At 43.0% G+C, this 26,207-nt stretch carries 20 protein-coding genes and 1 pseudogene; 6 read left to right on the top strand and 15 right to left on the bottom strand.

What is annotated here, in order from left to right; translation table 11 throughout:
• Nucleotides 1–3: 3 nt before the first annotated feature.
• The 3 genes from BLCOC_RS04280 to BLCOC_RS04270 are packed head-to-tail and all read right to left on the bottom strand — an operon-like array spanning nucleotide 4 to nucleotide 2,226.
• Nucleotides 4–150, bottom strand: coding sequence for a CD1871A family CXXC motif-containing protein (locus tag BLCOC_RS04280; RefSeq protein WP_165907321.1), 147 nt, complete (start codon nucleotides 148–150; stop codon nucleotides 4–6).
• On the bottom strand, nucleotides 150–833 hold the full coding sequence (locus BLCOC_RS04275) for an ABC transporter ATP-binding protein (protein ID WP_115624514.1): 684 nt from the start codon (nucleotides 831–833) through the stop codon (nucleotides 150–152). Before BLCOC_RS04275 ends, BLCOC_RS04280 begins: the two co-directional genes overlap by 1 nt.
• 16 nt (nucleotides 834–849) lie before the next feature.
• A complete protein-coding gene (locus BLCOC_RS04270) occupies nucleotides 850–2,226 on the bottom strand; it encodes an ABC transporter permease (protein WP_115624513.1) in 1,377 nt (458 codons plus the stop codon).
• A gap of 181 nt (nucleotides 2,227–2,407) precedes the next feature.
• Here BLCOC_RS04270 and BLCOC_RS04265 point away from each other — a divergent pair, with 181 nt between their 5' ends.
• From BLCOC_RS04265 to BLCOC_RS04255, 3 genes and pseudogenes are all read left to right on the top strand, one after another.
• Nucleotides 2,408–3,076 (top strand): response regulator transcription factor, encoded by a 669-nt coding sequence (locus BLCOC_RS04265; RefSeq protein ID WP_115624512.1) that lies wholly within the window; start codon nucleotides 2,408–2,410, stop codon nucleotides 3,074–3,076.
• The gene (locus tag BLCOC_RS04260; RefSeq protein WP_115624511.1) at nucleotides 3,064–4,107 is read left to right on the top strand and encodes a sensor histidine kinase; all 1,044 of its coding nucleotides are present in this window, start codon (nucleotides 3,064–3,066) and stop codon (nucleotides 4,105–4,107) included. The genes BLCOC_RS04265 and BLCOC_RS04260 overlap by 13 nt, the downstream gene beginning before the upstream one ends.
• A 160-nt stretch (nucleotides 4,108–4,267) precedes the next feature.
• A pseudogene (locus BLCOC_RS04255) lies at nucleotides 4,268–5,508 on the top strand (IS256 family transposase).
• 223 nt (nucleotides 5,509–5,731) lie between these two features.
• On the opposite strand, the gene BLCOC_RS04250 reads toward BLCOC_RS04255, so the two are convergent.
• From BLCOC_RS04250 to BLCOC_RS04210, 9 genes are all read right to left on the bottom strand, one after another.
• Nucleotides 5,732–6,382 (bottom strand): TM1812 family CRISPR-associated protein, encoded by a 651-nt coding sequence (locus BLCOC_RS04250; protein ID WP_115624510.1) that lies wholly within the window; start codon nucleotides 6,380–6,382, stop codon nucleotides 5,732–5,734.
• Nucleotides 6,383–6,456: 74 nt separating this feature from the next.
• Nucleotides 6,457–7,992 (bottom strand): TM1812 family CRISPR-associated protein, encoded by a 1,536-nt coding sequence (locus tag BLCOC_RS04245; protein WP_115624509.1) that lies wholly within the window; start codon nucleotides 7,990–7,992, stop codon nucleotides 6,457–6,459.
• 169 nt (nucleotides 7,993–8,161) lie between these two features.
• Complete coding sequence (locus tag BLCOC_RS04240; RefSeq protein WP_165907349.1) at nucleotides 8,162–10,177, bottom strand: TIGR03986 family type III CRISPR-associated RAMP protein; 2,016 nt, start codon at nucleotides 10,175–10,177, stop codon at nucleotides 8,162–8,164.
• An 11-nt stretch (nucleotides 10,178–10,188) separates the two neighbouring features.
• Complete coding sequence (locus tag BLCOC_RS04235; protein WP_018597751.1) at nucleotides 10,189–10,563, bottom strand: hypothetical protein; 375 nt, start codon at nucleotides 10,561–10,563, stop codon at nucleotides 10,189–10,191.
• Nucleotides 10,547–11,923, bottom strand: coding sequence for an RAMP superfamily CRISPR-associated protein (locus tag BLCOC_RS04230; RefSeq protein WP_115624507.1), 1,377 nt, complete (start codon nucleotides 11,921–11,923; stop codon nucleotides 10,547–10,549). Before BLCOC_RS04230 ends, BLCOC_RS04235 begins: the two co-directional genes overlap by 17 nt.
• Nucleotides 11,913–13,463, bottom strand: a complete 1,551-nt coding sequence (locus BLCOC_RS04225) for an RAMP superfamily CRISPR-associated protein (RefSeq protein WP_115624506.1) — start codon at nucleotides 13,461–13,463, stop codon at nucleotides 11,913–11,915. The genes BLCOC_RS04230 and BLCOC_RS04225 overlap by 11 nt, the downstream gene beginning before the upstream one ends.
• Nucleotides 13,456–14,034 carry an RAMP superfamily CRISPR-associated protein gene (locus BLCOC_RS04220; RefSeq protein ID WP_018597748.1) on the bottom strand — a complete coding sequence of 193 codons (579 nt, stop codon included), beginning with the start codon at nucleotides 14,032–14,034 and terminating at the stop codon, nucleotides 13,456–13,458. The genes BLCOC_RS04225 and BLCOC_RS04220 overlap by 8 nt, the downstream gene beginning before the upstream one ends.
• Nucleotides 14,035–14,055: 21 nt before the next feature.
• Nucleotides 14,056–15,588 (bottom strand): Cas10/Cmr2 second palm domain-containing protein, encoded by a 1,533-nt coding sequence (locus BLCOC_RS04215; protein WP_115624505.1) that lies wholly within the window; start codon nucleotides 15,586–15,588, stop codon nucleotides 14,056–14,058.
• 520 nt (nucleotides 15,589–16,108) lie between these two features.
• Nucleotides 16,109–17,398 (bottom strand): IS110 family RNA-guided transposase, encoded by a 1,290-nt coding sequence (locus BLCOC_RS04210; RefSeq protein ID WP_115623341.1) that lies wholly within the window; start codon nucleotides 17,396–17,398, stop codon nucleotides 16,109–16,111.
• A gap of 528 nt (nucleotides 17,399–17,926) precedes the next feature.
• Here BLCOC_RS04210 and BLCOC_RS04205 point away from each other — a divergent pair.
• The 3 genes from BLCOC_RS04205 to BLCOC_RS04195 all read left to right on the top strand — a co-directional run bounded on the left by BLCOC_RS04205 (nucleotide 17,927) and on the right by BLCOC_RS04195 (nucleotide 19,981).
• Nucleotides 17,927–18,640, top strand: a complete 714-nt coding sequence (locus BLCOC_RS04205; RefSeq protein ID WP_029470496.1) for a MurR/RpiR family transcriptional regulator — start codon at nucleotides 17,927–17,929, stop codon at nucleotides 18,638–18,640.
• Between the two features lie 101 nt (nucleotides 18,641–18,741).
• The gene (locus BLCOC_RS04200; protein ID WP_018597745.1) at nucleotides 18,742–19,344 is read left to right on the top strand and encodes a sugar O-acetyltransferase; all 603 of its coding nucleotides are present in this window, start codon (nucleotides 18,742–18,744) and stop codon (nucleotides 19,342–19,344) included.
• The gene (locus tag BLCOC_RS04195; RefSeq protein ID WP_029470497.1) at nucleotides 19,337–19,981 is read left to right on the top strand and encodes an HAD family hydrolase; all 645 of its coding nucleotides are present in this window, start codon (nucleotides 19,337–19,339) and stop codon (nucleotides 19,979–19,981) included. The genes BLCOC_RS04200 and BLCOC_RS04195 overlap by 8 nt, the downstream gene beginning before the upstream one ends.
• A 54-nt stretch (nucleotides 19,982–20,035) precedes the next feature.
• Here the strand turns inward: BLCOC_RS04195 and BLCOC_RS04190 are convergent, their stop codons facing one another.
• The 3 genes from BLCOC_RS04190 to BLCOC_RS04180 form a co-directional block, all read right to left on the bottom strand.
• Complete coding sequence (locus BLCOC_RS04190; RefSeq protein WP_115624504.1) at nucleotides 20,036–22,561, bottom strand: FAD-dependent oxidoreductase; 2,526 nt, start codon at nucleotides 22,559–22,561, stop codon at nucleotides 20,036–20,038.
• Between the two features lie 527 nt (nucleotides 22,562–23,088).
• Nucleotides 23,089–24,447, bottom strand: a complete 1,359-nt coding sequence (locus BLCOC_RS04185; protein ID WP_115624502.1) for a C40 family peptidase — start codon at nucleotides 24,445–24,447, stop codon at nucleotides 23,089–23,091.
• 332 nt (nucleotides 24,448–24,779) lie between these two features.
• Nucleotides 24,780–26,207: a C40 family peptidase gene (locus tag BLCOC_RS04180; protein ID WP_115624501.1), complete on the bottom strand. Its 1,428-nt coding sequence runs from the start codon at nucleotides 26,205–26,207 to the stop codon at nucleotides 24,780–24,782.

Genomic DNA, 26,207 nt, shown 5'->3' with positions numbered 1-26,207 from the left:
CTCCTAACCGATCCCAATACATTCCAGGCAGATCGCCGCCGCTTTTTTAAGTACCGTCAAATGCTCCTCCCGGAGTAGTCCGAACACCACAGATACCAGACCCAGGGCAAAGCAGGCGATGCCCATGTATTGTCTTCTTCTTTCTGTCATCAGGCCTCACCTCCCTTCCCCATGTAAACCAGGCGGCCGCCTTTGTTCAGTCCCCAAATCTCATCCGCAAAGCTGGTAATCTTATAGGAATGCGTCACGATGATCACGCATTTATTCTGCACATGGGCCAGATCCACCAGGATATTTATCACATCCCGCTCTGTCTCCCGGTCCAGATTACCGCTTGGCTCATCCGCCAGCAGCAGATTAGGCTCGTGGGACAGGGCACGGGCAATGCCCACCCGCTGCTGTTCTCCTCCTGAAAGCCCCAGCACACGGCGCCCTGCCGTCTCCCGGTCGATACCCACGCTTTCCAGAAGAGCCAGTGCATAGGTACGGTTGTCTTTATGACAGACCCCGCTGATGGACATAGAAAGCTCAATGTTCTCCAATGCAGTCTTATTTAACAAAAGGTTATAGCTCTGGAATATAACGCCTATTTTTTCGGCGCGGTACCGGTCCCTGTCCAGCTCACGCAGATCTTCGCCCTCATACAGGATGGCTCCCTCCGTACAGATATCAAGTCCGGCTAAAAGGGAGAGCAGGGAAGTTTTCCCCGCTCCGGATCTTCCCACAATACAGTAGAGCCTGCCCGGCTCAAACTCAGCATTTAATCCCTGAAATACCGGCTTTGTGGTTTTTTCATAGGTATATCCCACGTTTTTAAGTGATAAAACAGCCATGTTGACTTCCTCCCTATCAATTTCGCTGACGCAGAATGCGCATAGGCTCATACTTCATTGCGAAGCCCGCGCTGGCTGCCCCCGCTATCACTGTCAGGATCAAGGCAATACCCACAAGCTCCGTGATAGTGGTAAAACTCAGCGCTGCACTAATGTGAGCGATCGGCCTATTATCCGTAGCCAGCCCTCCAAAAGATGCACCGCCCATACCGCTGGCAAGGGCCGGCCCGCTCAAAGTCCGGGACATCTGGTCTGCCAACAGCATATCGGTGACCGGCTGGACCAGCAGACTGCCCAGAGCAATGCCGAGGAACAAGCAGACTGCCATGATAAGTGCAGATTCCAAGACCAGCTGCGCTGCAACTTTACTCTTTTTCATGCCCATGGCACGCAAAACGCCAATCTCGTATTTCCGCTCTCTCACTACTAACGAGGAGAGAATAAGCAGAATCGCAGCCCCCAGCACCAGGACTACCCACAAGAAGATCATGGAGATCACGCACATCTGCTCAATGGGTTTCACAAAAGCGTCGTAGGCAACCGTGTCCGTGCTCAGACTGTAATATTCGGAGAGACCGGCAGCATAGGCTTCCCGGGCAAAGGCATCCAGATCCCTGGGGTTTTTCAGGAAAAAATCCGTAAAAAATACAGGCTCGTAAGTATAGTAGGGGTCAGTCAGAAGTTTATAGCAGGTAAAGATTTCATTATCGCTGTCCATCTCTCCCTCACTGTATTCCTGATGATAAATTCCGCTAACTTTAAGCGTCATCTCTTCCAGGGGATTCCCCTGCTTGTCAGTGTAATAGATACTTTTTGCCCGGAAAGTGTCGCCGGGTTTCAGTCCGTTCATCTCTGCCAGCGTGTCGGAGATCAGGCATTCATTATCTGCCGTGGGGAAATCCCCTTCCCCCGCAAGTTTTGCCTGTCCGCTTTGGAACAGCTCAGCCTGGCTTACATCCTCGTACCCACTGAGCGTATACTGTGGGATACGGGTCTTTGCAGGTTCTTCGCCTGCCCGCTGTATCTCCATATCACCGTAGTCGATCGGTGTGGAGGATTTCAGCTCATCTGCCACAGCCTCCATCTGAACGCTGTACACAGTTTTTTTCAAATACTTGGAAGCAGCCATTTTTCGGATCAGTTCATCGGTAAGCTCAGGCTTTCTAAATGTTTCATCTTTTTCCCATGCTTCACTGACCTTCCTTTCATCTACGTTCAGGAGAACTTCCGTACTCAACCGGTTCTTGTACTGCCTTGCGATAGCATCTGCATCGTTGTAGACCACCAGGGCCACACAGCTCATAGTTATGACTAGTAAAAAAATTCCCGCTGCCAGCAGATTCCGCCCTGCATTTCTGTATAGATTTTGAAAAGCGTTTTTTAAAATATACATAAAATGTTCTCTCATTTCTTTTAGGATTTCTTTTAGGACTTCTTTTAGGATTTTTCCCAGTATAGCACAGGCAGTGTTAATTCTGCGGCAAGACCGGATTTTCGAAATTATATTTTTGTTTTGTACAGTCACTGCCTGTGGTATACTATATAAATATAATTTAGAATGGCAGGTGAGCGCAGTGCGTTTATTGATAATTGAAGACAATACCGAACTGGCAGATTTGATGAAGGAGAAGCTGTCGGGATTTGGATATGTATGTGATGTGGCTAATGATGGAGAAAGTGGAGACTTGAAGGCTTCCGATAACGATTATGATGCGGTCCTGCTGGATTTGAACCTGCCGGACAGAGATGGCTTTGAACTGCTGGAAGACTGGCGGAGCCGGGGTATTACGGCACCTGTGCTCATTGTGACCGCCCGGGGCGAGCTGGAACAACGGGTCAAAGGTCTGCAGCTTGGCAGCGACGACTATATCACAAAGCCCTTTGAATTCACAGAGCTGGATGCCCGTATCCAGGCAGTGATCCGCCGTTTCCGGGGACGGGCGAACCCCATAATCCTTATCAAAGGACTGTCTCTGGATCCGGCCACCCGGCGGGTAACGCTGGACGGACGGGAGATTCCTCTCTCCGCAAAAGAATTTGATATCTTAGAATACCTGGCAAGCTGCCATCCGCGTATTGTTTCCAATGAGGAACTGGCAGAGCATGTCTATGATGAGAACTTTGACCCCTTTTCCGGAGTCATCCGGGTCCATATGGCCAATATCAAGAAGAAACTCAAAATAGGAGACACGTCAATCCTGCGCAACGAAAAAGGAAAGGGGTATTACCTGTGTCTGGAATAAAAAAGCAAACCTGGTTTTTGATCGCCGGATATACCATTCTGCTAAGTCTTAGCATTATTGTATGCTTCTATCTGTTTGTTCGCAATTCAAGCGCAGATACCAGCGGGCTGCCGGAAACCCTGTTCTATGCCCCGCAGAGCGGACAGGTTGTCCTGAACAGTTCCATCACCTCAACGGAGCTGCACGATTACTTCCGCTCTGCATTCTTCCGCTATCTGCCCTTACTCATCACCGCTGTCTGCCTGCTGGTCCTTTTGTTTTCCAGTGTGCTGCTGCTTTGTATCCGCGCATTGGAGCGCAGGCATAATAGGATCATTGCCAGTGATTTGCGGGATCTATCTGAATCGGAGCCTGAGCGCATCCGGGAAACGGATCTAAAGGAGGAGTATCAGAACATCCATACACGGCTCTCCGCGTATGAAAAGGACCAGCAGCGTCTCCATTCCTTCATTGCCCACGAGCAAAAAAATCTGATCATGCTCATCAAATCCCGCCTGGATGAGTCCTCTGATTCCCTGCTGATACGGGATATTGGGACACTGGCTCAATCCGTAGATGATATCCTGACTATCTCTGCACATCGAGACGCAAGCCGTGAGATGGTGGACCTGGCTCTGATCGCGGCGGAAGAATGTGATACTTATCGAGACGTTTATCCCAACCTCACCTTCTGCTTTGATGAAGATGCCTCCTATGATATTTTAGGCAAAGAACAATGGCTGCGTCGGGCCGTTGACAACCTGCTGGACAGCGCCGTCAAATACGGCGGCGGAAGCTTGATCCATGTAGCCCTGGAACAGCAGCATGACAGTGTTTTGCTCCATATACGGGATCACGGTATGGGAATGAGTGAGGAAGAGGCAGAACTGATATTTGAACACGGTTATCAAATCAGGGAATTGAACAAGGACGGCTATGGGATCGGACTGAGTCTTGTCCAGCATGTATGCAATCTGTGCGATGGTTTTGTCCGTGTGAACAGCAGGGAGGGTCAGGGAAGTGAATTTGTTTTGGCGTTTCCTTCAGCCTGAAACAATGGGGAAATCAGAATATAGGACATACGCATCATTGAACCATAAGGGCCGCTCTCGCTGCCGCTTAAAATAGGGAGTGTGAAACTTTTTCTGTAAATATGTGATTGAAGGGTTCTTCTATGATAAAATCAAAATAATCATAGGAGGGCCTTTTATTATGGCAAGAGAGAAGAAACCTGTACATCGGGTACAAATGACAGAAGGAAAACGTAACATTATCCATCAGCTCCTGGAAGAATACGATATTCAGACAGCTGAAGATATTCAGGATGCTCTGAAAGATCTTCTGGGTGGAACGATCAAAGAAATGATGGAAGCAGAAATGGAGGATCATCTGGGATATGAAAAATCTGAACGCTCTGATAACGAGGATTACAGAAATGGCTACAAACGCAAACGCGTAAACAGCAGTTATGGCACCATGGAGATTGAGGTCCCTCAGGATCGCAAATCCACTTTTCAGCCTCAGGTCGTAAAAAACGTCAGAAAGATATTTCAGATATTGATCAGAAGATCATTTCCATGTACGCCAAAGGGATGACCACCAGACAGATTTCTGAAACGATCGAAGATATTTACGGCTTTGAAACTTCGGAAGGATTTATTTCTGATGTAACAGATAAGATCCTTCCTCAGATCGAAGACTGGCAGAACCGACCCTTAGATGAAATATATCCGATCCTTTTTATCGATGCGATCCACTATTCTGTCCGGGATAACGGGGTGATCCGCAAACTAGCGGCATATGTGATCCTGGGGATCAATACGGAAGGAAAAAAGGAAGTCCTTACCATTCAGGTTGGAGATAATGAAAGCTCTAAATATTGGCTTTCTGTTCTGAATGAATTAAAAAACCGGGGTGTAAAAGACATCCTGATCCTTTGTGCCGACGGTCTGGCCGGGATCAAAGAAGCCATTGCGGCTGCCTTCCCCAAAACAGAATATCAACGCTGTATTGTCCATCAAGTAAGAAATACCCTGAAATATGTTCCGGATAAAGACAGGAAGGCTTTTGCAACGGATCTGAAGACAATCTATCAGGCGCCAGACGAAAAGAAAGCTCTGGCAGCCCTTGAGAGGGTAACAGAGAAATGGACACCAAAATATCCGAATTCCATGAAACGCTGGAAGGATAACTGGGATTCTATTTCTCCGATCTTCAAGTTTTCAGCAGATGTCCGGAAGGTCATATACACGACCAATGCCATAGAATCCCTGAATTCCACGTATCGGAAATTAAACCAGCAGAGAAGTGTATTTCCGAGCGATACAGCGCTGCTGAAAGCCCTGTATCTAGCCACTTTTGAAGCAACAAAAAGGTGGACTACCACCATCCGGAACTGGGGCCAGGTCTACGGTGAACTGAGTATTATGTATGAGGGACGGCTTCCAGAATAAAAAACAGTTTGGTTAAAACAGGCGGAAAAGCCGCCTGCTATTGACATGCCATCCTCTGGATGGTATATATAAAACAAAGGTGGAATACCTAATTTCTAAGCATTCCACCAAGTCTTATCATAGAAGAATCCTATTTACAGACTTTTCTTCATACCCTCTTAAAATACAATCAGCAGTGAGAGCGGCCATACACTTTTCTTCCTATATCAGCCCTTTATTTTACTCATTCTGTTTCATTTGACAGCTTGACACGTTCTGCTTCTTCATGGAGCATATGCAGGAAAAAAGCCTCCGGGTCACTGATATCCATGTTTTCCATTTGTTGTGCTTTCTGCTGCAGATAGATAAGTTCTGTCAAATCACAAAGTTTCGCTTTGTCATATAATCCTTCTTTATTACGTCTGGGGAACTGCCCATAATATAAACCCTGAATAACACAATTAGATTTTAGCATTGGCAGCAAAATCGTCATAAATGTCATAAGAACCGATGTAGGCTTTAATCCATATGTAATACACATATAGATATGGGAATCCTCCGACACCTCATTTAGCAGTCTCATCATTAATTCAAACTGTACCTTTTTACTGATCTCCTCCCGAATCAATACTTTTTTTACAACCTTCTCATTGATCCCGATTTCGGAAAGCTCTTGAAGAAAACGTTCATAATTACGATTGACATCTTCATTCTCTATGGTAACAGCTATGATTTTCATCCTCCCCATCTCATCCATATGCTCTTTTATGACCGGAATGATAGGAAAACTGGTTTCTATATTCCCCTGCAATTCAAACCCTTCGGGATGATATAGTACCTTATGTAGCTGACCGGCTCCCTGCATGGAAATTGTGGTAATATATGTATTTTCCATCTGCAATCCTCCCCTATTCCCTTTCACGTATTTATGGTTTTTTCATGGAAATATCCCTTTCCCGGCCTAAACTTCTACTTTACCCCAATTTTTTTTAGCCTTGTTACTGCCTCTTTTAAAAGCTCTTCCATTTCTGCTTTATTCATGGGTTCGTTTGAATGTCCGTTTTTATTGCTTGCATGATTGATCCCATTTCTTTCAGCTTTGATGCTTCGATATAATCTTAAAATCCCCTTTAATTCCTTTCGCTCACAATTAGAATATATGGGATTTAAGGGATTTTTACTTATAAGTTCTTCCAGTTTATGGGTTTCTTTCCCATTGTAGGATAAATACCGTACGCGGTCAGCCTCCTTTTCCCAATACTTCTTAACCCCATCCCCATTATCATTCAGATAATGAGTTAAAAATATGTAGCTCCAGTCTTTCCCTTTCACCAGTCTTTTCTCTTGTTTTTTTCCATTCTTATCAAAGCAAAATTTATAGCGTTTCTCAATATCATTCCTAATATCAGGGTCTATCACAACAGGAGTTTCATCCTTATCCTTTTCTCCCACAAGCATTGATGGCATTTTACTTTCAAATAAGGTAAGAGCCTGCTGTAGAAAATCTTTTCTTATACACCATTGTATTAATTCCAGAACAGTAGCACAATTCTTTTTAAAAACTATATCTTTCAGCTCCCTCGGCTCCCTGCAGTCTAAAATCAATGCCCCATAATCTTTTAAAATTTCCTTCAGGACAAAATTCCAAAAAGCATAATTTTCATCAGTGACTTTATTAGAGTTGATATATTTATATGATAATTTTTTCAACTGCTCTAATTCTTTCTGAATCTTTGCAGGATGGCACAATTGTATATGTTCAGCCAGACTGTTAATAACTTCAAGAATCCCCTGGTCATGGCATATCTCAGACTGTAAAAAGAATTGGTTCAGTCGCTTTGCCCTTCCATATCCTGTATACTCATCAATCCCAGAAATCAGATCAAATATCTTATAGGCTTTTGTTTTGTTAACAATTATTTTTTTGTCAGGCCCAAAATAAACGCCCCAAATGCTATGAACATAAAAATCCCTCAGTTTTAAAAGCTGTATAGTGCCAAGCAGAACAGTCATAAAATCACGAAGGCCTCCATTGGAGTCAATATAAAGGTGTACATCTCCTTCTTCGTTTTGTAATTTCTGCTTTAAATCATACAATTGCTCTGTTATCTGAATAGAGCTTCGCATTAATGCCATATTATCCGGTGCATCCTTTATAGAAAATTCTATTATATGTTCTCTATTCCAGACGTCTGTCAAATTGTTAACCACACAATATTTTTCAATCTGTTCCAGATAAAATTCTTTATGTGTTCTTTTCTTTCCATCAGAAAATGTCGCAGATATTTCTTTTTCAACAGCCTCTGATACGATCAGATATATACAGTCTAATTTCTCCGCCTTTTTATTTATTTGGGATAAAAGCAATTTTGTTACCGCTTCATTTGTCTGTATCCCTTTACATTCAAAATACTGTTCTTCATCCTTATATCGATACGTATATTCTTCATTAATCTTCTTAGGATCTACAACACTTAAATTTACCAGCAGAATATTTTTGTTCATCTATTGTCCTCCAACTTTTTCTTAAATATGTCTAATCTGACTGCCGTCTTATCATAAATAAACCATAAAACCCCTAAACATACACCCCTGTTATTAAATTAAAAGTCTTATTTATTTTCATCCTCTCCGTTTCCAACAATAATTCCTTTTAAAGCATCTGCCATAATATTTATCCCATATCTTTAGACTTTTCTCTTCCAGATTGCTTCTTACTGCCGGAATATTTTGTTTTATCATGTTTTCTATTATTGTTTTTATTTCTATCAGTGTACTGCTTTGCATTCCCTCCATAATGCCCGTCACCTTGTTCCTCATATATGATCGGATTTCCCTTTATCACATCATCCACAGAGGGCAGTTGTATCTTTTTTGCATTACGTTCTTGATATTCATTTTTATTTCGCTGAATAGACATATATCTGGTTCTGCCGCTTGGTGGTATCTTTTCAGGATCCTTCATATCCAAAAAGTCACAAATCTGCGGTGCAAGCATAATATCGCTGCCAACAAAGCGTGTCATATCATCCTTTGCCATCTGTATATACTTTTTATACTTTTCCGTCTCTTTCTCCGGTTTATATGGCTGCAGGCACAAACTTTCACCATTATATAAGGCCTCATTATCTAAAATCTGAAGCTCCTTTAATTCTACTGAAATCCGTCCATAACCATATGGCTTTCCTTTTCCAATATTCTGCTGGCTGTTCTCTTCAAGAAGAAGTCCCCACAGTAACATACCAAGCTCTTCTTCTGTAACATTATTAAATTTAATTTTTCCACAAAATTTCACCCCTGCATACAGCGGATTGAAATGTGATGCCACCTTCGGATTTTTCCCTACCTCCCCTCTTACGATATTTTCTTTCAACCAGTATTGTTTGATACCCCGAAGCCGGAAATCATCATTATAAGAAACTTCTTTCTCCCCATGGGATGCTTCAAGATAATCCAAATAACTGGTTGGCTTCGGTCCTCCCAGTATCATGGACTGCTTGTCCGTCTCCTTATAGTCCGTTACAATCCGGGCATCCATAAAGGATAGCCTTGATTTATAGCCTCCTGCTTCTTTGGAAAATCCAAATAATGAGTTACTGTAATCCAGACATCCACTCCTTTGGTCCCCTTTCAAACCATCTGAAATTTTATGTTCATAGAAAACCCTGAGCCTGGGGGTAAATCCAAAATATAATTTTCCGCCCAGCTGAATATAAAATACAGGCTTTTTTCTGCCGTTTTCCGGAAGATTAAAGAATGTCTTACTGACGGCCTCCACCTGATTTTTTCTGCTTTCATAATCACGTCTGAAATTATCAATATCTTCTTCCGGGATTGAAATTGAGTCTTTATTTTCATCTATTTCCGGAATAAGATAGAGGGCCTTTTTCTCCTGCATATAGCCGGTTGACATTAGGTATCCCTGCTTCTTGTACGTTCCCAATCTATCAATGGTACACACCTTATCCTTCTCATCCACCTGATATGATACTGCTTTATAATAAGGCCTATACTTATCGTTTTTTCTTCCTACATAATGCATACGTCCTTTTTTGTCTATTTTCGGTTCAAATTCTCCGTCTTGGTTCTGAAGTTCCAGTGTCTTCAAAAATTCAAAGCCCTTATACCCGCTCTCAATAATTTTTCGTTCACTCAGCACGTAATAATTCCTTTCCCCTAACTCCTTCCTGATACGATCCAGGGAAGTTTTCATAATTATATATTGATGCTTTCCCACATTTTTGATATATCCGGCTTTAACATTTTTCAAGACAGACATCTGTATTTTTTCCCCTCCCGGAAGAGCGATTTCTGTCTGATCATATCCAAGAACATCATTATAAGTCTCTTTATTTAATCCGCTGGCTACGTGCCGGTACATCAGGTATCCATCCTGAATATCATCTTTTACGGAGGAGCAGCTCAAAATCTGTACATTTGAACGTACCAGTCCCCTCACCGTGCTCCCCGGAATTGCATACTGACCATAACAGTCTTTATAAAATTCATTATCTCCGTTGTCAATAAAAATTGGAGTTTTTGCAGTGATTTCATATGTGATAGTTCCGGATTTTCTTTCCTTTTCAATCACATTGTTAGGCTGCAATTTTTCCTTCTTATAGACCCTGTCACTAAGTCCTACAAAATTGTATGGAGCCCCTACATAGCCTTTATATTTTTTCTGATCCATGGTTTCCTCCCTCATTTCATGGAAAGTGGTCTGGTATATTTCACCACTGCTTGGCCGTCTTCATCCGGCTGCAGATATTCTTTTACCACCAGTTTCTTTCCGTTCCTCATAAGATAAGATTTTAAAATAATATCCTTTACCTCGTCTGTTTCAAAGACATGGACTGCCTTCGTCTCACCGTTCCTCTCAAAGATATGCAATTCTTCTTTCTCTTTGAATGCCCGCATTTCCAAAAGTTCTTCCCAGTTGACGATAATACTGTCCATCTCTCCATATTGCATTTGGCTGATCATGTGGACAATAGCAAAATCATAATTTCCAAGAGATACTTTTGCCTCTTCCATCGTCAGATTTTCAACCTCAAGATTTTCAACTATCTGTGCCATTTCTAATCCCCCTGTCTGTGAAACCAATATATTCTTCTATAACAGCGGCACCCTTTACAATTTTACCGGCTTTTAGATCAATTTCTACAATAACCTCTGCGCCTTTACTGATCTTCAAACTGTCACAGGAAAGATAGCCACGTCCAATGCTGCTTCCGCTTCCCACCGGAAGAATTCCCATCCCCAGGTCGCGCAGCGCCATAAGAAGAAGCGCATTTCCGGCGTAGTCACATGCATTTTCCATATCCACACGGATCATCAGGGAGCCATAAGCCGGCTTTTCACTAAAAAGAGCCTGTGAGATCACACCGCCGGTAAACTTATCAATATGTATCCGGGTCTGCTTCTTTACTTTGTCATTATCAGCCGTATTCCCCACAACGCAATCGAAAAATTTTATTTCACCAATCTTTCCTTCACTATGCTTCTCTGCGCAAGTTCCAAAAATATTGTCAATGATCTTTAAATTCATACCTTTATAAACTGCAATTTTTTCCATCTGGCTGCGGATGGTCCCCTTTAGGGAAGAAGCCGGAATGATATACTCTTTCCTGTGATTTACAATATTCTGTGCATCCGGAGCCTCCTCACTGTAGTTAGCTACACTGACCATTTTCACAAGGATTGCGCCTTCTGTGCTTCCTGACAACTCAAAATGAAGACGTTGGTCCTGCTTTTCTGCCTTTTCAATAATTACATCCGTAATATCCTTCATTTCTTTTTCTTCTTTCGGCCACTGCTTTCTGTCATTTTGATCTGTCAGAATATAAACCGACTTTTTTACTGATACAAGCTTCACATAACCACAACCATTACTTTTCTGCCCGCCAAGCTGTATATTCCCACAATGTAATGCTTCTAAAGCCCCTTCAAACGACGTTTCATATGATTTTTCTTTTTCAAATACATATACAAAAAACTCAAACTCAGAGCCTGCTGCTACTGATTCAATCTCAAACTTCTGTCCACTGGAAATTGTCGCACCTTTTACATTTATACTTTGACAGGTTCCCGTCTCCCCATCAATTTTTACATGTGGGCGCAGTTCTGTTTCTACAGCGGCTTTCTTAAAAAAGCCATCGCAAAAACGAATCCGGCTGCTGTCACTGCCTTTTTCATTCACCATTCCAAACATTTCATTACGCAGATCCCCATCCGTAAAGTATTCACGAAATGCGCCTGCAATCCCTGTTGCCGGAATAAAGGGACGTTCCTCAACCGGATGGATCAGGATTTCCCCCTGCTCCTTTTCACCCGTGCCTATATGGAGAGGTTCCCTGCACTCTGCCTTTACCCGATATTTTATTACTCTGTCATATACGCTGCCATAGCAGCTTTGAGAATCCTGGTTATTCTGCATGGTCTTTCTCCTTCCTGTTGACGTATCTGATCTGATTAATAATAAGCTTCAGTTTATATTTTATTTCATCATCACCGGAGAGAATATCCTTTACGCGGATACCAAAAATTTTATTTTCTTTCCACTCCAAATTCAAAATTTCACATAAATCCTTCTGCAAGACTTCATTCACATAGAGATGCAATAGCTGTCGCTTTTGGGTCTGATCCTTCAAACGACTGTCCTTCACTTCTAAATGTTTAATGTAGCGTTCAAGCTGTTCCCGTGCTTCCTGCGGAGTATAGCGAAGCTGCATACACATAGATTCCACAACACCCCTCTTACTCTTTGAAATTCCTTTTAGATTTCCGGTAGACGCATCTTCCACAATATATTTTTCTATTGCCCTTTCAATGCGATACTGTAGAAGACCTTTCGCGGCAATCTCAAGATCCGATTGAATCTCTGCTCGTTGCAGAGACTGTTCTGTTACAGTATCCTCATATTTACTACTATCTGTATTTTCGTCATAAAAAGCCTTTTTATATCTAATTTCACCATAAGAATCCCAAACGGCAATCTGTCCGAACCCTTCATTTCTTCTGATTCCAATTCCTTTTTTTTCAAGACTGCGAAGCTTTTCTTTCTGGAGCATTCCTACTGCTTTTATGTAAAAAACACTTCCTGCCTCATACATCACCGCTGATGGTACAGCTCCTTTCCAGATACGATTGTAACCATATACTTCCCGAATGGATGTCGCACAACGGATAACCGTCAGTTTTTCGCACCCCAGCTCTTTCTCCAGTTCCGGAATATACAAACCTGCCATTTCTCCATACTCATTCACCATCACCATATCGGAAAGAAGAACAAGGAAAAATGTATCGGATATCTGTTTATTTCGTAACTTTTCGTAAGGCATCCCTTCTTTAATTTCAGTGCTTATGCATTTGCACGCTCCATATCCTGCAGAGCGCTTATTACCCATATAAATAATGCCATGGAACACCTGTGCGATCAGTAAGATCAATTCCTCTTCTATATCTTCCGTAAAATTGATATACCCTGCAAAACGCTGGCCTTTTTTTATGTACTGACTTCGGAATATGGCTTTATCACTGTCTCTTCCTGTATTAATATTTAAGTCCTCCCCAGTCTGCACATCTGTATAAAAAACACAGTCCTCATTAATATAACAATAATGCCCCAGAGATGCCCTTTTCGTACCCGGGGCAATATCTCCTGTCATTACATTCTCTATAGGTTTTTTCCCCGGATATTCCTTTTTATCCTCATAGAAGCCTTTCAGAGATGGAATCAGTTCCTTTTTTTCCACCATAAGGTATGCATTCATAAACTGTACCTTGCTTGAGAAAATCTGTTTTTTATATTTCTCAAACTTCTCTCCCTGCGAAAGCAGACTGTTTACAACAAGGCCGCGCAGCGTACTGCCCGGAATATATTTCAGTGTATCCGTCTGTCCATGCTGACTTGTCTCATCATTTGCGATTCTGACAGGGGCAACGTTTTCTATCACAAATCTTATATATCTACTCATCTGCTTTCCCCACCTTCATCTCAATTTTTCCAAAGCCTCGGTTTCTCATACTTCCTGCCCACTTAATCATGGTCAATACGCTGCATACTAAGGCTTCATCCTCTTCAGCGCAGCAGCATGTTCCATAAAAATTTAATCCCTTTTTAATACATCTCGCCATTCGGAGGGAGCCGTCCTTTGCCAAACCATCTTCCAAACTTGTAAAAGTCCGAAGATAAGTAAAAATATTCTGAACCTCCTGCCGGGAAATTCCTTCCGCCAATATTGATTCCTGAAGGGCCGGGTGAAAAATACAATCTGAAAAAATCAATTTCCGAGGATTATTAATGTCATCATTTCCGCGTTCTCCAGCCAAGCACTGTACCGTTTCTCTGATCTCCTCCGGGGATTTCTGCTCCCAATTCAGAAAATTTATCAACTCTTTTCTGAAAAGTCCTTTTAATGTGCTGCCTTTCATATAGGGAAATCCATTGGTATCTGTCTGGATACCAATGTCCTCTCCTCCTGGTATGCTGACTCCATTTCCAAATATTGCATCTGATTCCAAATGCATTTGTATTATTAACTGCATTACCGTACCTCCCATATACCTTTAATCAAGATTTATATATGTATCCAGTATTTCAATCGCGTCAAAAAATAGTGCCCTGTCTATACCATCCGCTGTCTGTGCAAAAATTTTTCTATCCAATCCTTTACCGGTAAAAAGTCTGTTGCTCTTCACTTCCTCATATATTCCCACAAAGCCTTCCAATGCCAGCTCATCCATCAGATTGTTTTTCATATAATACCAGGCAGCCTGCTCTCCCTCTTTTAATGCCGCACAAAATTCTTTGATCTTTCCGCGGGCATATGCAATATCATGGCTTTGAAGACTTTTTATTAATGTTCTAAAATTTCCATAACGGCGGATTTTTTCTTTATCCCAGATATCCTTTTCTGCCCACAGCAGATACGGCCGAAGTTCTAATTGTTTTCCATCTGCAGTCTGATACTGTTTTCTCATCTCAGCCAGGGAATCTAACATAACCCCAAACTCTATATGCCAGTCAATAGCACAGGCAGATGCACTCGCATCTTTCTGCTCATCGGAAAAGGAAGCAATGTATTTTTTTGCATTAGAACAGAGGATTTCTGAAAGCTCATACGCCTTATAAAATGGATATTTTTTATGAACAATAGCCACACCTGCACAGGCAGTATATCCCTTCTGATCATAGTCGTTCTTTTTGCATTTTAACTGCTCAATGAAAATCCTTGCGGCTTCCAGTCCGATTCTTCCCTCTGTCACAAAGCAGACATCGTCCCCTGCAAGGATAATTTTGCGTACAGGAAACATCTTCCCCTGAAGTTCCAACGCAGAAAGATTTCCATTTTTCAGGTTTTCTGCCACTCGGTGAAGCATTTCTTTATATGCTTCCTTAAAATTCTTGTCCACAGACTCACTGAATTTCCTCATATTGCTTTTATATTCTGCCCAGGGCTTCGTCTGATTTTCCCTTCGTATTTTTTCCACCCTTTTTCCCATAGCATTTCCATCAATATGGACTACCGCAATAAAACTGGATTCATTTTTTGAATTTCCCAGATCATCAAACTGCGTTGGGATAGAATATCCTTCCGGTACATCTTCCGACTGGGGATTCCACTTGATTCTATCAACTGCTTCTACTGTGGGAATCGCTTTTCGGAGAGTGGCGTCCATTCTCTCTACCCCGAAAGTTCCCTGATGAAAAGCGGCCGCACGCACAGACTTTTTTACTTCCAGGGCTTCTGACAGACGCTTTAAATTCTGTCCCGGGTCTTCTGTCTCACTATATTGTATTGTTTTAATGAACAATTCCATTTCCGGAAATTCTCTCCGCACAGTTTTTGATATCTCAAAAGCAAACTCCTTGGCAATTTTCTCTGATGGAAACTCCAAAACAGTATGTCCGCCTCCGGAATATACCAGGTTATCCTCCATGGAAAAATGTAATCCTGCTCTGGCGGCGACATCCTCTAAATATCTCGAATCCGTCACCTGAACAATAGCTTCCGAATTCTCAATGTTGTCTTTTAGTTTTGTACTGGCAAATATGTACGCCTGTTTTTGTGATACCTCCAGTATCATTAAATACCGCATAGTATTTCCTCCCTATATAGTCAAGTCTTTTTTCCTTGAAAATCAAGGATTTTTTAATGTTTCATCAATAAATATCTCAGAAGAAAGAACCATTGGAATGGACATTTCTCTGTATCTGGTACGAAAGTAGTGGATTTTGGGTGCACAAAATAAAACGTCTTCTCTTTTCGTTCTACATGGCCTTGTGTGTACCCATCCATCTACGGCAGCGAACCTCCCATGTCTACCAGGATCATCAGACCATTGCTGAGTCCTAACTTCTCTCGTCCCGCCTGTCCATAACCAGGGTGTCAGCTCAGCTCCTTTACAGGGTCATGCCCTCTGGTGAATATTCCTGCCGACTACTGGCTCCATTCTTTGTTTTTTTATTACTGACTTTTTCCTGCAACAGCACCTCTCGGTGGACGTTTTCCTGTTACATTCCATTTACTTGTTTCTTCCAGCTATCATGGCTGGCCTCAGCCTTCCATTCTTTCCTTTCAAAGGCTCAGACCGGCCATGATTCACTGTTTCTTTCTCTTTATGCTGCTGGCTGCATTTTAGGTCTTACAATGTCACTTAACATCTTCTGACCGTCATACTCTATGCCTTTTGTTAGTATTGTATAAAATATCCGGATCAGTTTACATGCCACCGCTATCACCGACTGCATCTTCTTCAGGGGATTCTTTTCCCTCGTCCTGTAATAACAATGGATCTCTTTAAATTCTTTATTTTTCCCAATCACCGATATCGCAGCTTCATACAGCGCATATCTCAAACGCTTTCTTCCCCTGTGGCTGATACGACTTTCTCCATTATGCTTTCCGGAGCTGTCTGCGACAATAGCATATCCTGCCAGTTTCTGCACCTGCTTTGGATTATCAAAACGTCCAATGTCTCCAACCTCTGCAATAAAGCAGCTTACCGTTTTTATTCCAATCCCATTGATCTCCATCAGCTTATCTATATAGGCAATCTCAGAAAGTGTTTCCTCTATCTCTTCCATAAGTTCATCCATACGATTCTTATATATTTCGTAGTCATTCAACAGGTTTCGGATCTCTTTCCTGGCACTTCTTGGTGCTTCCGTATTTCCGATGCTGTGCTCCGCTGCGGTTACCAGGGTCGTTGCCCTCTTTATCCCAGCGCCTTTCAGCCTTGCATCTCTCCATATCTTATTAACACCATCCACGCCAAGCTCTTTGATATCGCAGGGCAATGGTGCCTGTTTGATTACCATCAGTCCGCTTACTGCATCCGGATTCCTGTAAACGTCTTTGATCTCTGGAAAATAGATGCTGAACCAGCGGGCGATCCTGTTTTTGATTCTTGTAATCTCTTCCTGTGTCTGAATACGAAGGTTGGACAAATTTCTAATTTCTGCATAAATCCCGGTTGGAATATATGGATATGAAAATCTTCCTTCATTTACCAGACCTGCAATTGTTTTTGGATCTTTACGGTCATTCTTACTCGGATTATTGTCATCCAGTTCTTTAGACTTCTTGACATGATGCGGATTCACATGTACCGGCTTCATTCCCTGTTCCTGCAGGTACGCTCCAAGGTTCAGCCAGTAGTGACCGGTTGGTTCCATTCCCGGAATCACAGCTTCCATCCCATGTTTCTCTGCTATATCGTCCATCCAGTCTTTGAATGAGGAAAATCCAGCTTCATCGTTGCTGAAGGCAAACGGTTTCTTTGAGTACTCATAATTGCGCCAGCCGAAAGCTCTTGCATAATGGGTTTCACTTCCCACATCAATACCAACGATTAAAGTCTTTTCCGTAATAGATGCAATTTTTGCGTTCTGTGTGTTATAATTCATTTCAAGTACCTCACTGTTTAATAAGATTTTTTACTAACCGTCCAAAGTCAGTAATCTTATTTTACTCTGAGGTATTTTTTTCTCAACCTTCTTTCTCGGAATTCCTTATATTTGAATTATACAAGAAGCTCCTTTAATCTGATCATTTTTTTATCATGTCATATTCCACATATCTTTTATAATCCAGGAGACATTATAGAATTTTCCATATGCGTAGTTCCACAATCTGATATTAATACAACCCACAAATCTATCATTTTTTACAATAAACAGATATGATTTGCGTCTATTTATAGTATATTTTACACTATTTACCAGTTTTTCGCACCTACAAATTACACAATTTTACACAATTGTTCCTGGTTCCTCTTATACTTCAGCTAAATAGCCTTTCTAAATTTAATATCCTTCTATTCATTTAATTGTTCTTTAATGATGAAGCTGCCATTTATCCCCACAAACTTTTATGGTATCCTAAGATAAAGCATCATGCCAGATACCCCTCACCTCACTGAAAGGAGAATTCCTATGTTTTCCTACGAAGACATCCAAAAATACAATGAAACCGACATGCACATCTATAAATATATACTATCCAACTTAGACAAGATCCAATATATGACAATCCGCGAGCTGGCAGGGGAAACCCATGTATCCTCGGCTACTCTCCTCCGCTTTTTTAACAAGAACAAATTTGAAGGATACTCTGATTTTAAAAATGCCTTAAAAACCGAAACAAATGTCTTAAAAACACACACCCCGATGGCGGACTCACAGGAACTCTCCTTCTTTTTTTGCAGAGTAAACTCCAGTGCCTTTGAAAAAAAGCTGGAAATAGCTGTGGAGCTGTTAAATACCGCAGATTATGTTATCTTCGTCGGCATGGGCTCCTCCGGAAGCCTGGCCAGATACGGCGCCAGATACTTTTCTAACTTAGGGAAATTTTCCGTAAGCCTTGAGGACACTTATTATCCGGTGGAGACCTTTACCTGCAGCTTTGCTGCCGTGATCGTACTCTCTGAAAGTGGAGAAACAAAAGAAATTATAGAATTAGTCCAGAAATTCCGTCAAAAAGAATGTCTGATATTAAGCGTCACCAATCTGCCAGGTTCCACCCTGGAAAAAATGTCAGACTGGAATTTTTGCTGTAATATGAAATCCAAGCGAATCCACGGCGGATACAACGCAGCCACACAGGTTCCTGTTCTTTTTGTCATGGAAGCTCTGGCGCAGAGACTGTAAAAGGGCAGCGTTTCAGACAAACTGAACTGTTGCACAAAGGAAACAGCCTGTTACTTGAAACGGAACAATATTTATTCTACTATAGGGTCAGGAGGTGTATCATGAACGAATTAGAAAAATGTATGGCAGGCCAATACTACAACTGCCACGACAAAATATTCCTGGAGTTTAAAAAGACTTCCAGAAAGCTGCTCGCAGAATATAATGCTCTGGCCTATGACCAAAAGCAGAAGAAAACAGAGATTCTAAAACAATTATTGGGCAGTATGGGTACAAACGTCTCTGTAGGACTCCCTTTCCTCTGTGATTACGGCCGAAATATCCATATTGGAAACAATGTCTCTGTAAATATGAATTGTACTTTTGTGGACTGCAGCAAAATCGAGATTGGCAACAATGTGCTCATCGCATCCAATGTCCAGCTCTACACAGCCACCCACCCGGTTGAACTCTCCGAAAGGCTCACTCCCGGCTGGACAGATCAGACAGATTCATATTTCTGCCGTACCTATGCCCTTCCCATCAAAATAGGAAACGGCTGTTGGCTTGGCGGCGGCGTTATTGTACTGCCGGGTGTTACCATTGGGGATGGTTCCGTCATTGGCGCCGGAAGCGTTGTCACCAAAGACATCCCACCCAACTGTGTAGCTGCGGGGAATCCATGCAAAATGATCAGAAAGATAAATGGTGATACAGATGATTAAACTGACAGCATTTGATCTGGACGGCACTCTGGGAAATACGCTTCCAATGTGCCTGAAGGCATTTCGCGCCTCCATCACACCCTATTTGGCACGCGAACTGAGCTATGAGGAGATTGCCAGTACATTTGGCTTAAACGAAGCCGGAATGATGAAAAAAATCGTGGGTGATAAATGGGAACCGGCACTGCAAGATTTTCACAAACTTTATAAGAAAATCCATCACACCTGCCCGGCCCCCTATGATGGAATCCCAGCACTTATTCAATATCTAAAGGCCAATGGTGTCACAGTCTCACTCATCACTGGGAAAGGCTCTGAAAGCTGCTCTATCACATTAAACCAATGGGGACTGGACAATGTATTCTCAGACATTCTCACCGGCGGCGAGACAAGAAACACTAAGGCGGAATCCATGCTTTTTCTGCTCAGAAAATACGGTTTATCCCCCTCTGATCTGGTATACATAGGCGATACAGCATCAGACATCAAAGAATGTCATAAAGCCGGTGTCACATGCCTGTCTGCCTTATGGGGGGACAGCGCCGAAAAAGAGATGATATCACAGGAAAATCCGGACCATGTATTTTACAGCATAGCTGATCTAAAAGAGTATATAACCTCTCACATTTCCCTTTAAAAGCCGAAAAAACCAGGCATGGATACACTCCCATGCCTGGTTTTCTCACAATTATTATTTCATCACTTCCTGATAAGTCGCATGTTTTTCCAGAGCTTCTGTCATCTCTGCCAGACGGCTTACATCACCGATCAAGATGACACCACAGAGCCTGTTATTCAGGAAATAGAATTTCTGATACTGTTTTTTCCCCATATCCTTAAACTCTACGGTCTTATAGATCAGATTGGGATTTTTCCCATTATCTCCTGCCGCGAAGAGCGCGGTCCCCATTCCATGGAAGTTAAGAGCTGCTGATACTGTCTCATATTCCAGATCATCCCCTGCAGCATTAGCTCCTGCAGTCTTACCCTGTTCCACAGCCTGGCTCCATAGTCCGTAATTGATACCCTGATACTGGGCACAGTCACCACACGCATAAATGTCTTCCACATTCGTTTCCATTTTCGCATTGACAACAACAGAGCGCTCCACTTCAATCCCTGCATCCTTTGCCACCGCGGTGTTGGCCCTTACTCCGCAGGAAACCACTACCATATCAGCCGGAAGAACTTCCCCATCTTCCATACGGATTCCAGAGACAAAATCATCCCCTTCAATAGCTGCGATCTTAACGCCGGTACGGATTTCGATATCCTGGTTCTCACTTATCTTCTTCAGAAGCTCGGCTGCAGGCTCATCCAACTGGCGTCCCATTATAACAGGCGCAAGCTCCAGCACAGTCACATGGCATTTCGCTTTCTTCAGCTCCCACGCAGCTTCCAGCCCCAGCACACCACCGCCGATGACTATCACATTCTTCACCTGAGGAAGCACATCTGCTATCTTTTTGGTGTCATCCAGCCTGCGGACAGCAAATACATTCTTCTTATCCGCACCCTTGATAGGCGGCACAAAGCATTCCGATCCCAGAGCGTAGATAAGCTTAGTATATTTCAATTTCATACCGTCATCCAGAACGACTTCTTTGCTGTCTGTATCGATTCTATCCACCCGGCGGCCCAGGATCTGGAATACTCTGTTCTCCTCATACCATGAAGTCTCATGCACAGCAATCTGATCAGCATTCAAATCCGCCATAATAGATTTTGTCAGCATTGGCCTATTATAGGTACTGTATATTTCATTGGAAATCATGGTGATAGACCCTGTCTTATCCCTCTGCCTGATAGCTTCCGCCGCGCTGATCCCCGCAGCACCATTTCCCAGAATGAGATAGAAATCCTTTGTATCCCGGCTAAACGTATTTTCTTCCTCTTCCACCGGAACAAAATGTTCTCTGCCAACTCCGCAGACCGGACAAATATCAATAGAGGAATCAAAAATAGCACCGCATACCAGGCACTTCACCAGCCTGCTTCTGCCTGACTTTCTCTCATTTTCCTTGTCCTGGAGCGTACATCCAAAATTATAACCAAAGTCATAGGCATCGATCAAATCTGCCTCACTCGGTTTAAAACGCACGCGAAAACCGTCAATGGTCCTCATCCGAAGCTGTTCCAGCCGCTCCATCACATGAGGCACGCCTTCACCGCTCCATCCATAACTGCCGAATGCGCTTGCCAGCTTTTTCCCATGTGTCACAGGATACATAGAGATCAACAAATCCCAAATAGGCTTCAAAGCCTCCCCCAAAATAGTGGGAGTACCAAAAAGGATACCATCCGCAAATCCCAGTTCCTCCAGCACCTTCTCCTGCTCAGCATCCACCAGGTCATAGCTGCGCACAGCAATATCCCCGCTGTCCTCCACGCCCTTGGCAATCCTCTCTGCCAGCATCTTTGTATATCCATAAGCGCTTACATAAGGGATGATCACGGTTTTCGTGCTGTTAGGATTCACAACTGTGCACCATTCCTCATAAATATCATACATCTGTTCAAGCTTATCATCCAGCACCGGTCCATGTCCGGTACAGATCATGGACACATCCAGCTTCCGTACCCTTTCCAGCGCTTTCAGCATATAAGGTTTAAACGGTCCCAAAATACAGTCAAAATAATATTTTGTTGCCCGCATATACCCTTCTCTATCCGTTACCTTACTTGACAGTACATCTTCAAATCCATAATGAGACCCAAAAGAATCACAGGTAACCAGAATCTGTTCTTCCTCAATATAGGTATACATAGTATCCGGCCAATGCAGATTAGGCACCACAAGGAACTGCAGAGTCTTGTCCCCAATCTTCATAATCTCATTATCCTTCACCGCAATACCGGTAAAATCACCATTTACAATCTCCTTCAGAAACCCAAGGGCACAACCCGTTGCCACAATTTTAAGCCCAGGGTTCAGCTTCAGCAGATTCTCAATACTTCCCGCATGGTCCGGCTCCGTATGACTCACAACCAGATAATCAATCTTATCAACCGCTGTGATCTCCTGCACCTTCTCCAAATACTCATCCCAGAACTTCACCTTAGCGGTCTCAAACAAAACCGTCTTATCTCCTGCTTTCAGCACATAAGAGTTATATGTAGTGCCGAACTCCGTATACATAATAATATCAAACACCCGCAAGTCCGCATCCACAATACCTGTCCAATAAAAATTCTTTCTAAGCTCCAATGTTTTCAACTCCTATACCTTCTTTCTCTCTTTATTATCAGTCTTACCCCACAACCCCATTATATTCCAAAACTCCCAAAAAAGAAATTCTTATTTACCTATATCCCTCATAATCAAAATATATACCATTTTGCTCCACATTAAAACCCCCAGTTTTGAATTTTTATTATCAACCTCTATATTTTATCTTTTTTCTTTTATATTTTTATCTTTTATGTTTTTATCTTTTCTCTCTCAGTCTTCCGCCCTAATCCCCCAGGGGAATCGAAAGCATCCGGGGCCGGCAGGTGCCTGTATGGGGGGAGCGATGTTCAGTGGAGCGTCGGGGAGATCCACCTGCCCCATACACTTAATGAGGAGGCCATTGCCGACGAATTTAGTGAATGGGAGCAGGTTAGCTCCCCGGCTAGCGGAACGCTTCGCTCCCCCCATACAGGCACCTGCCGGCCCCGGATGCTTTCGATTCCCCGTCCCCCCATCCCACCAAAAAAGGACCCATGCTCCCAAAAGCATGAGTCCCAAACTATGTACGAAAATCAATTAACAATACGTCTAACTGCAATATAAGGTCTATACAACGCATTGCTGGAATATTTAATTCCACCCTGCGGATACGGTGCAGAGTTGGATGCATGTACAATACCGCCGTCGCCTGTCAGGATTGCAACATGTCCTGAATAAACGATGATATCGCCTGCGCGTGACTGAGAATAAGAAATACCGCGTCCGTCTCCAGCCTGTGAATCACTGGTTCTGGAAATGCTATAACCAAAATGAGCGAATACCTGCTGTGTAAATCCTGAACAGTCAATACCATTAGTCAGGCTGTTACCGCCATACACATAAGGATTGCCGATAAACTGGCTCGCATATGCAACAACTGCATCTCCAGTGGCACTGCTTCCGCCGCCCTGTTCCTCTTCCGGCTCTTCATAGGATGGAGTCTCCGGTTCCGGCACATAATTGTTACCGCCGCCGCCATTGTTGCTTGGAGTCTCTATCTCTTCTTCATCGTCATTGTTGTTGTTATTATTTGTATTACCGTTATTGTTGGTATTTGTATTGCTCTCTGTATTAGCTGAATTCTGCTGTGCCTGTCTCTGTGCAGCCGCCTCAGCTTCTTTTGCAGCTTTTTCTTTGGCCTTTTTAGCTTCAGCAGCCTGTCTTGCTTCTTCTTCCTGGATTCTCTGAAGCTCTGCATTCTGCTCTTCGATCAGGCTTCTATACTCATCTGCCTGTGCCTGAACATTTGCAATCTGAGTCTCATAATCGGAAGCAACGGCTTTTTTCTCTTCCAGTGCTGCCTCTAAGTTCACCTGCTGGTCTTCCTGAGCCTGTTTCATCTCTTCCAGCTCAGCCTTTTCCTGCTCCAGTTGATTCCCCAGGTCAGTTACCTGCTGAACGGTATCTCTCAGTTTCTCCAGCTCGTCCCTGTCAAACTGATACATTTTCTCTGTGTATTCGGCCTTGCTGAGCAAATCTGTAATACTGTTGACCTCCAGAAGCATCTGCGCCCATGCATCACTTCCGCCGTTCTCATACAGATACTGGATTCTTTTTTTCATTGCAGCATACTGCTCATCGCGGTCAGCTTCTGCTTCTGCTAAATTCTCTTTTGTTTCTGTGATGGCGCCCTCTTTATCAGAGATTTCACCTTTCAGTATGTCAATCTGTGCGATTACCTGAACCAAATTCTGATCCAGAGAATCAATCTCTCCAAGTAAGCTATTCTTTTTCTCTTCCAACTCCGCTTCCTTGCTCTCTGTTGCGGACAGTTTGCTCTGTGTGTTTGCTTTTTCAGCCTGCACTTCGTCTTTTCTTGCAGCTGCTACCGGCATTACCTGTGCTGCGGCCAGTGCAAAAATAAGGCTGAGACAAAGGAATCTCTTTTTCATACTGCTATGTACCTCACTGTTGGTATTTAATATTTGCTACTCTCTAAGTAATATTTCCGAAATAATTTTCACTTCCCGCTTATGATATCACAAATTTATTACACTTGCAAGAGGAAATCCCTGAAATCTTTAAGTTTTTGTTACAAAAATAAATTTTATAGTAATATTTTATAAAATCAGCCCATATAATTATGCCTTTATAAGGCACATGGACAGTCTGCACGGATTCCCCGTTTTTCAATTTTTTCATAATATACAAAGGCCGTGCCCTCCACCTTTGGTGACGAGGCACGGCCCTGTTAAGTATAATAATGTATTACTACTCTATGTAATTACTCTACAATCCTTCTGACTGCAATATATGGTCTGTACAGAGCATTGCTGGAATACTTGATTCCGCCCTGCGGATATGGTGCGGAGTTGGACGCATGTACGATTCCGCCGTCACCTGTCAGGATTGCAACATGTCCGGAATATACAATGATGTCACCTGCACGGGATTCGGAATAAGAAATCCCACGGCCTGCGCCTGCCTGATCATCACTAACACGCGGAAGGCTGTAGCCAAAGTGCGCGAATACTGACTGTACAAATCCGGAACAGTCAGCACCGTTTGTCAGGCTTGTTCCTCCCCATACGTATGGATTGCCGATAAACTGACTGGCATAATCTACGACTGCCTGACCTGTTGCGCTGTAACCGCCATTGCTGCTCTGGTCTTCTTCAGGCTCGTTATATTCCGGTGTCTCAGGCTGATTATAATCCGGTGTCTCCGGTTCTTCTGCCGGAGGTGTCACATTATTATTGTCTTCCGTATCCCCTGCATTATTGTTATTATCTGAGACATCATCATTGGTATCATTACCTGTATTATTGTTGGAGCTGCCATTATTTACACTTACATCTGTACTGTTCTGGCTGCTGTTTTCTTCCTCTGCATCTTCCTGTGCCTGCTGCTGTGCTGCTTCCTGAGCGGCTTTTTCCTGAGCCTTTCTGGCTTCCTCGGCTTTTTTAGCCTCCTCTGCCTGACGGGCTTTCTCTTCCTGGATCTTCTGCAGCTCTGCATTCTGCTGCTCGATCAGGCTTCTGTATTCATCTGCCTGAGCACGCACATTTGCAATCTGCGTTTCATAATCGGATGCTGTGGCTTTCTTCTCATCAAGAGCACTCTGCAGACTTGCCTGCTGCTGCTCCTGAGCCTGTTTCATCTCTTCCAGTTCAGCTTTCTCCTGAGCCAGCTGATTGCCAAGGTCTGTCACTTCCTGGACAGTCTCCTTCATCTTCTTCAGCTCATCTCTGTCATAATCATACATCTTCTCTGTGTACTCTGCTTTGCTGAGAAGTCCGGTAATACTGTCAGATTCCAAAAGCATCTGTGCCCATGCGTTGGTTCCGCCGTTCTCATACAGATATTGGATTCTTTTCTTCATATCCTCATACTGCTTGTCACGGTTTGCCTCTGCTACGGCCAAATCATCTTTTGTCTTGTCGATCGCACTCTCTTTATCTGTAATCTCACCATTAAGAATATCTATCTGTGCCATAACCTGCACAAGATTCTGGTCAATGGAGTCGATTTCGTTCAATAACGCGGTTTTCTGGTCTTCCAACTCAGATTCTTTGCTCTCTGCTGCTGATAATTTACTCTGTGTCTCTGCCTTCTCAGCCTGCACGTCATCTTCCCTTGCAGCTGCTACCGGCACAACCTGGGTCATGGCCATTGTAAAAATAAGACTGAGAATAAGAAATCTTTTTTTCAT

The organism is Blautia coccoides (assembly GCF_034355335.1).
Taxonomy (GTDB): Bacteria; Bacillota; Clostridia; order Lachnospirales; family Lachnospiraceae; genus Blautia; species Blautia producta.
Note: the sequence above shows the minus strand (reverse complement) of the source record. Positions and strands in the feature narration are given on the sequence as shown.

Excerpts from the sequence above, each read along its gene's own strand:
- BLCOC_RS04195 (WP_029470497.1), top strand. The coding sequence starts at position 19,337 with ATGATTAAACTGACAGCATTTGATCTGGACGGCACTCTGGGAAATACG.
- BLCOC_RS04270 (WP_115624513.1), bottom strand. The coding sequence starts at position 2,226 with ATGTATATTTTAAAAAACGCTTTTCAAAATCTATACAGAAATGCAGGG.
- BLCOC_RS04230 (WP_115624507.1), bottom strand. The coding sequence starts at position 11,923 with ATGCAGAATAACCAGGATTCTCAAAGCTGCTATGGCAGCGTATATGAC.
- BLCOC_RS04215 (WP_115624505.1), bottom strand. The coding sequence starts at position 15,588 with ATGCGGTATTTAATGATACTGGAGGTATCACAAAAACAGGCGTACATA.
- BLCOC_RS04280 (WP_165907321.1), bottom strand. The coding sequence starts at position 150 with ATGACAGAAAGAAGAAGACAATACATGGGCATCGCCTGCTTTGCCCTG.
- BLCOC_RS04275 (WP_115624514.1), bottom strand. The coding sequence starts at position 833 with ATGGCTGTTTTATCACTTAAAAACGTGGGATATACCTATGAAAAAACC.
- BLCOC_RS04240 (WP_165907349.1), bottom strand. The coding sequence starts at position 10,177 with ATGGATCAGAAAAAATATAAAGGCTATGTAGGGGCTCCATACAATTTT.
- BLCOC_RS04220 (WP_018597748.1), bottom strand. The coding sequence starts at position 14,034 with ATGCAGTTAATAATACAAATGCATTTGGAATCAGATGCAATATTTGGA.
- BLCOC_RS04200 (WP_018597745.1), top strand. The coding sequence starts at position 18,742 with ATGAACGAATTAGAAAAATGTATGGCAGGCCAATACTACAACTGCCAC.
- BLCOC_RS04205 (WP_029470496.1), top strand. The coding sequence starts at position 17,927 with ATGTTTTCCTACGAAGACATCCAAAAATACAATGAAACCGACATGCAC.
- BLCOC_RS04185 (WP_115624502.1), bottom strand. The coding sequence starts at position 24,447 with ATGAAAAAGAGATTCCTTTGTCTCAGCCTTATTTTTGCACTGGCCGCA.
- BLCOC_RS04250 (WP_115624510.1), bottom strand. The coding sequence starts at position 6,382 with ATGGAAAATACATATATTACCACAATTTCCATGCAGGGAGCCGGTCAG.
- BLCOC_RS04245 (WP_115624509.1), bottom strand. The coding sequence starts at position 7,992 with ATGAACAAAAATATTCTGCTGGTAAATTTAAGTGTTGTAGATCCTAAG.
- BLCOC_RS04225 (WP_115624506.1), bottom strand. The coding sequence starts at position 13,463 with ATGAGTAGATATATAAGATTTGTGATAGAAAACGTTGCCCCTGTCAGA.
- BLCOC_RS04210 (WP_115623341.1), bottom strand. The coding sequence starts at position 17,398 with ATGAATTATAACACACAGAACGCAAAAATTGCATCTATTACGGAAAAG.
- BLCOC_RS04235 (WP_018597751.1), bottom strand. The coding sequence starts at position 10,563 with ATGGCACAGATAGTTGAAAATCTTGAGGTTGAAAATCTGACGATGGAA.
- BLCOC_RS04180 (WP_115624501.1), bottom strand. The coding sequence starts at position 26,207 with ATGAAAAAAAGATTTCTTATTCTCAGTCTTATTTTTACAATGGCCATG.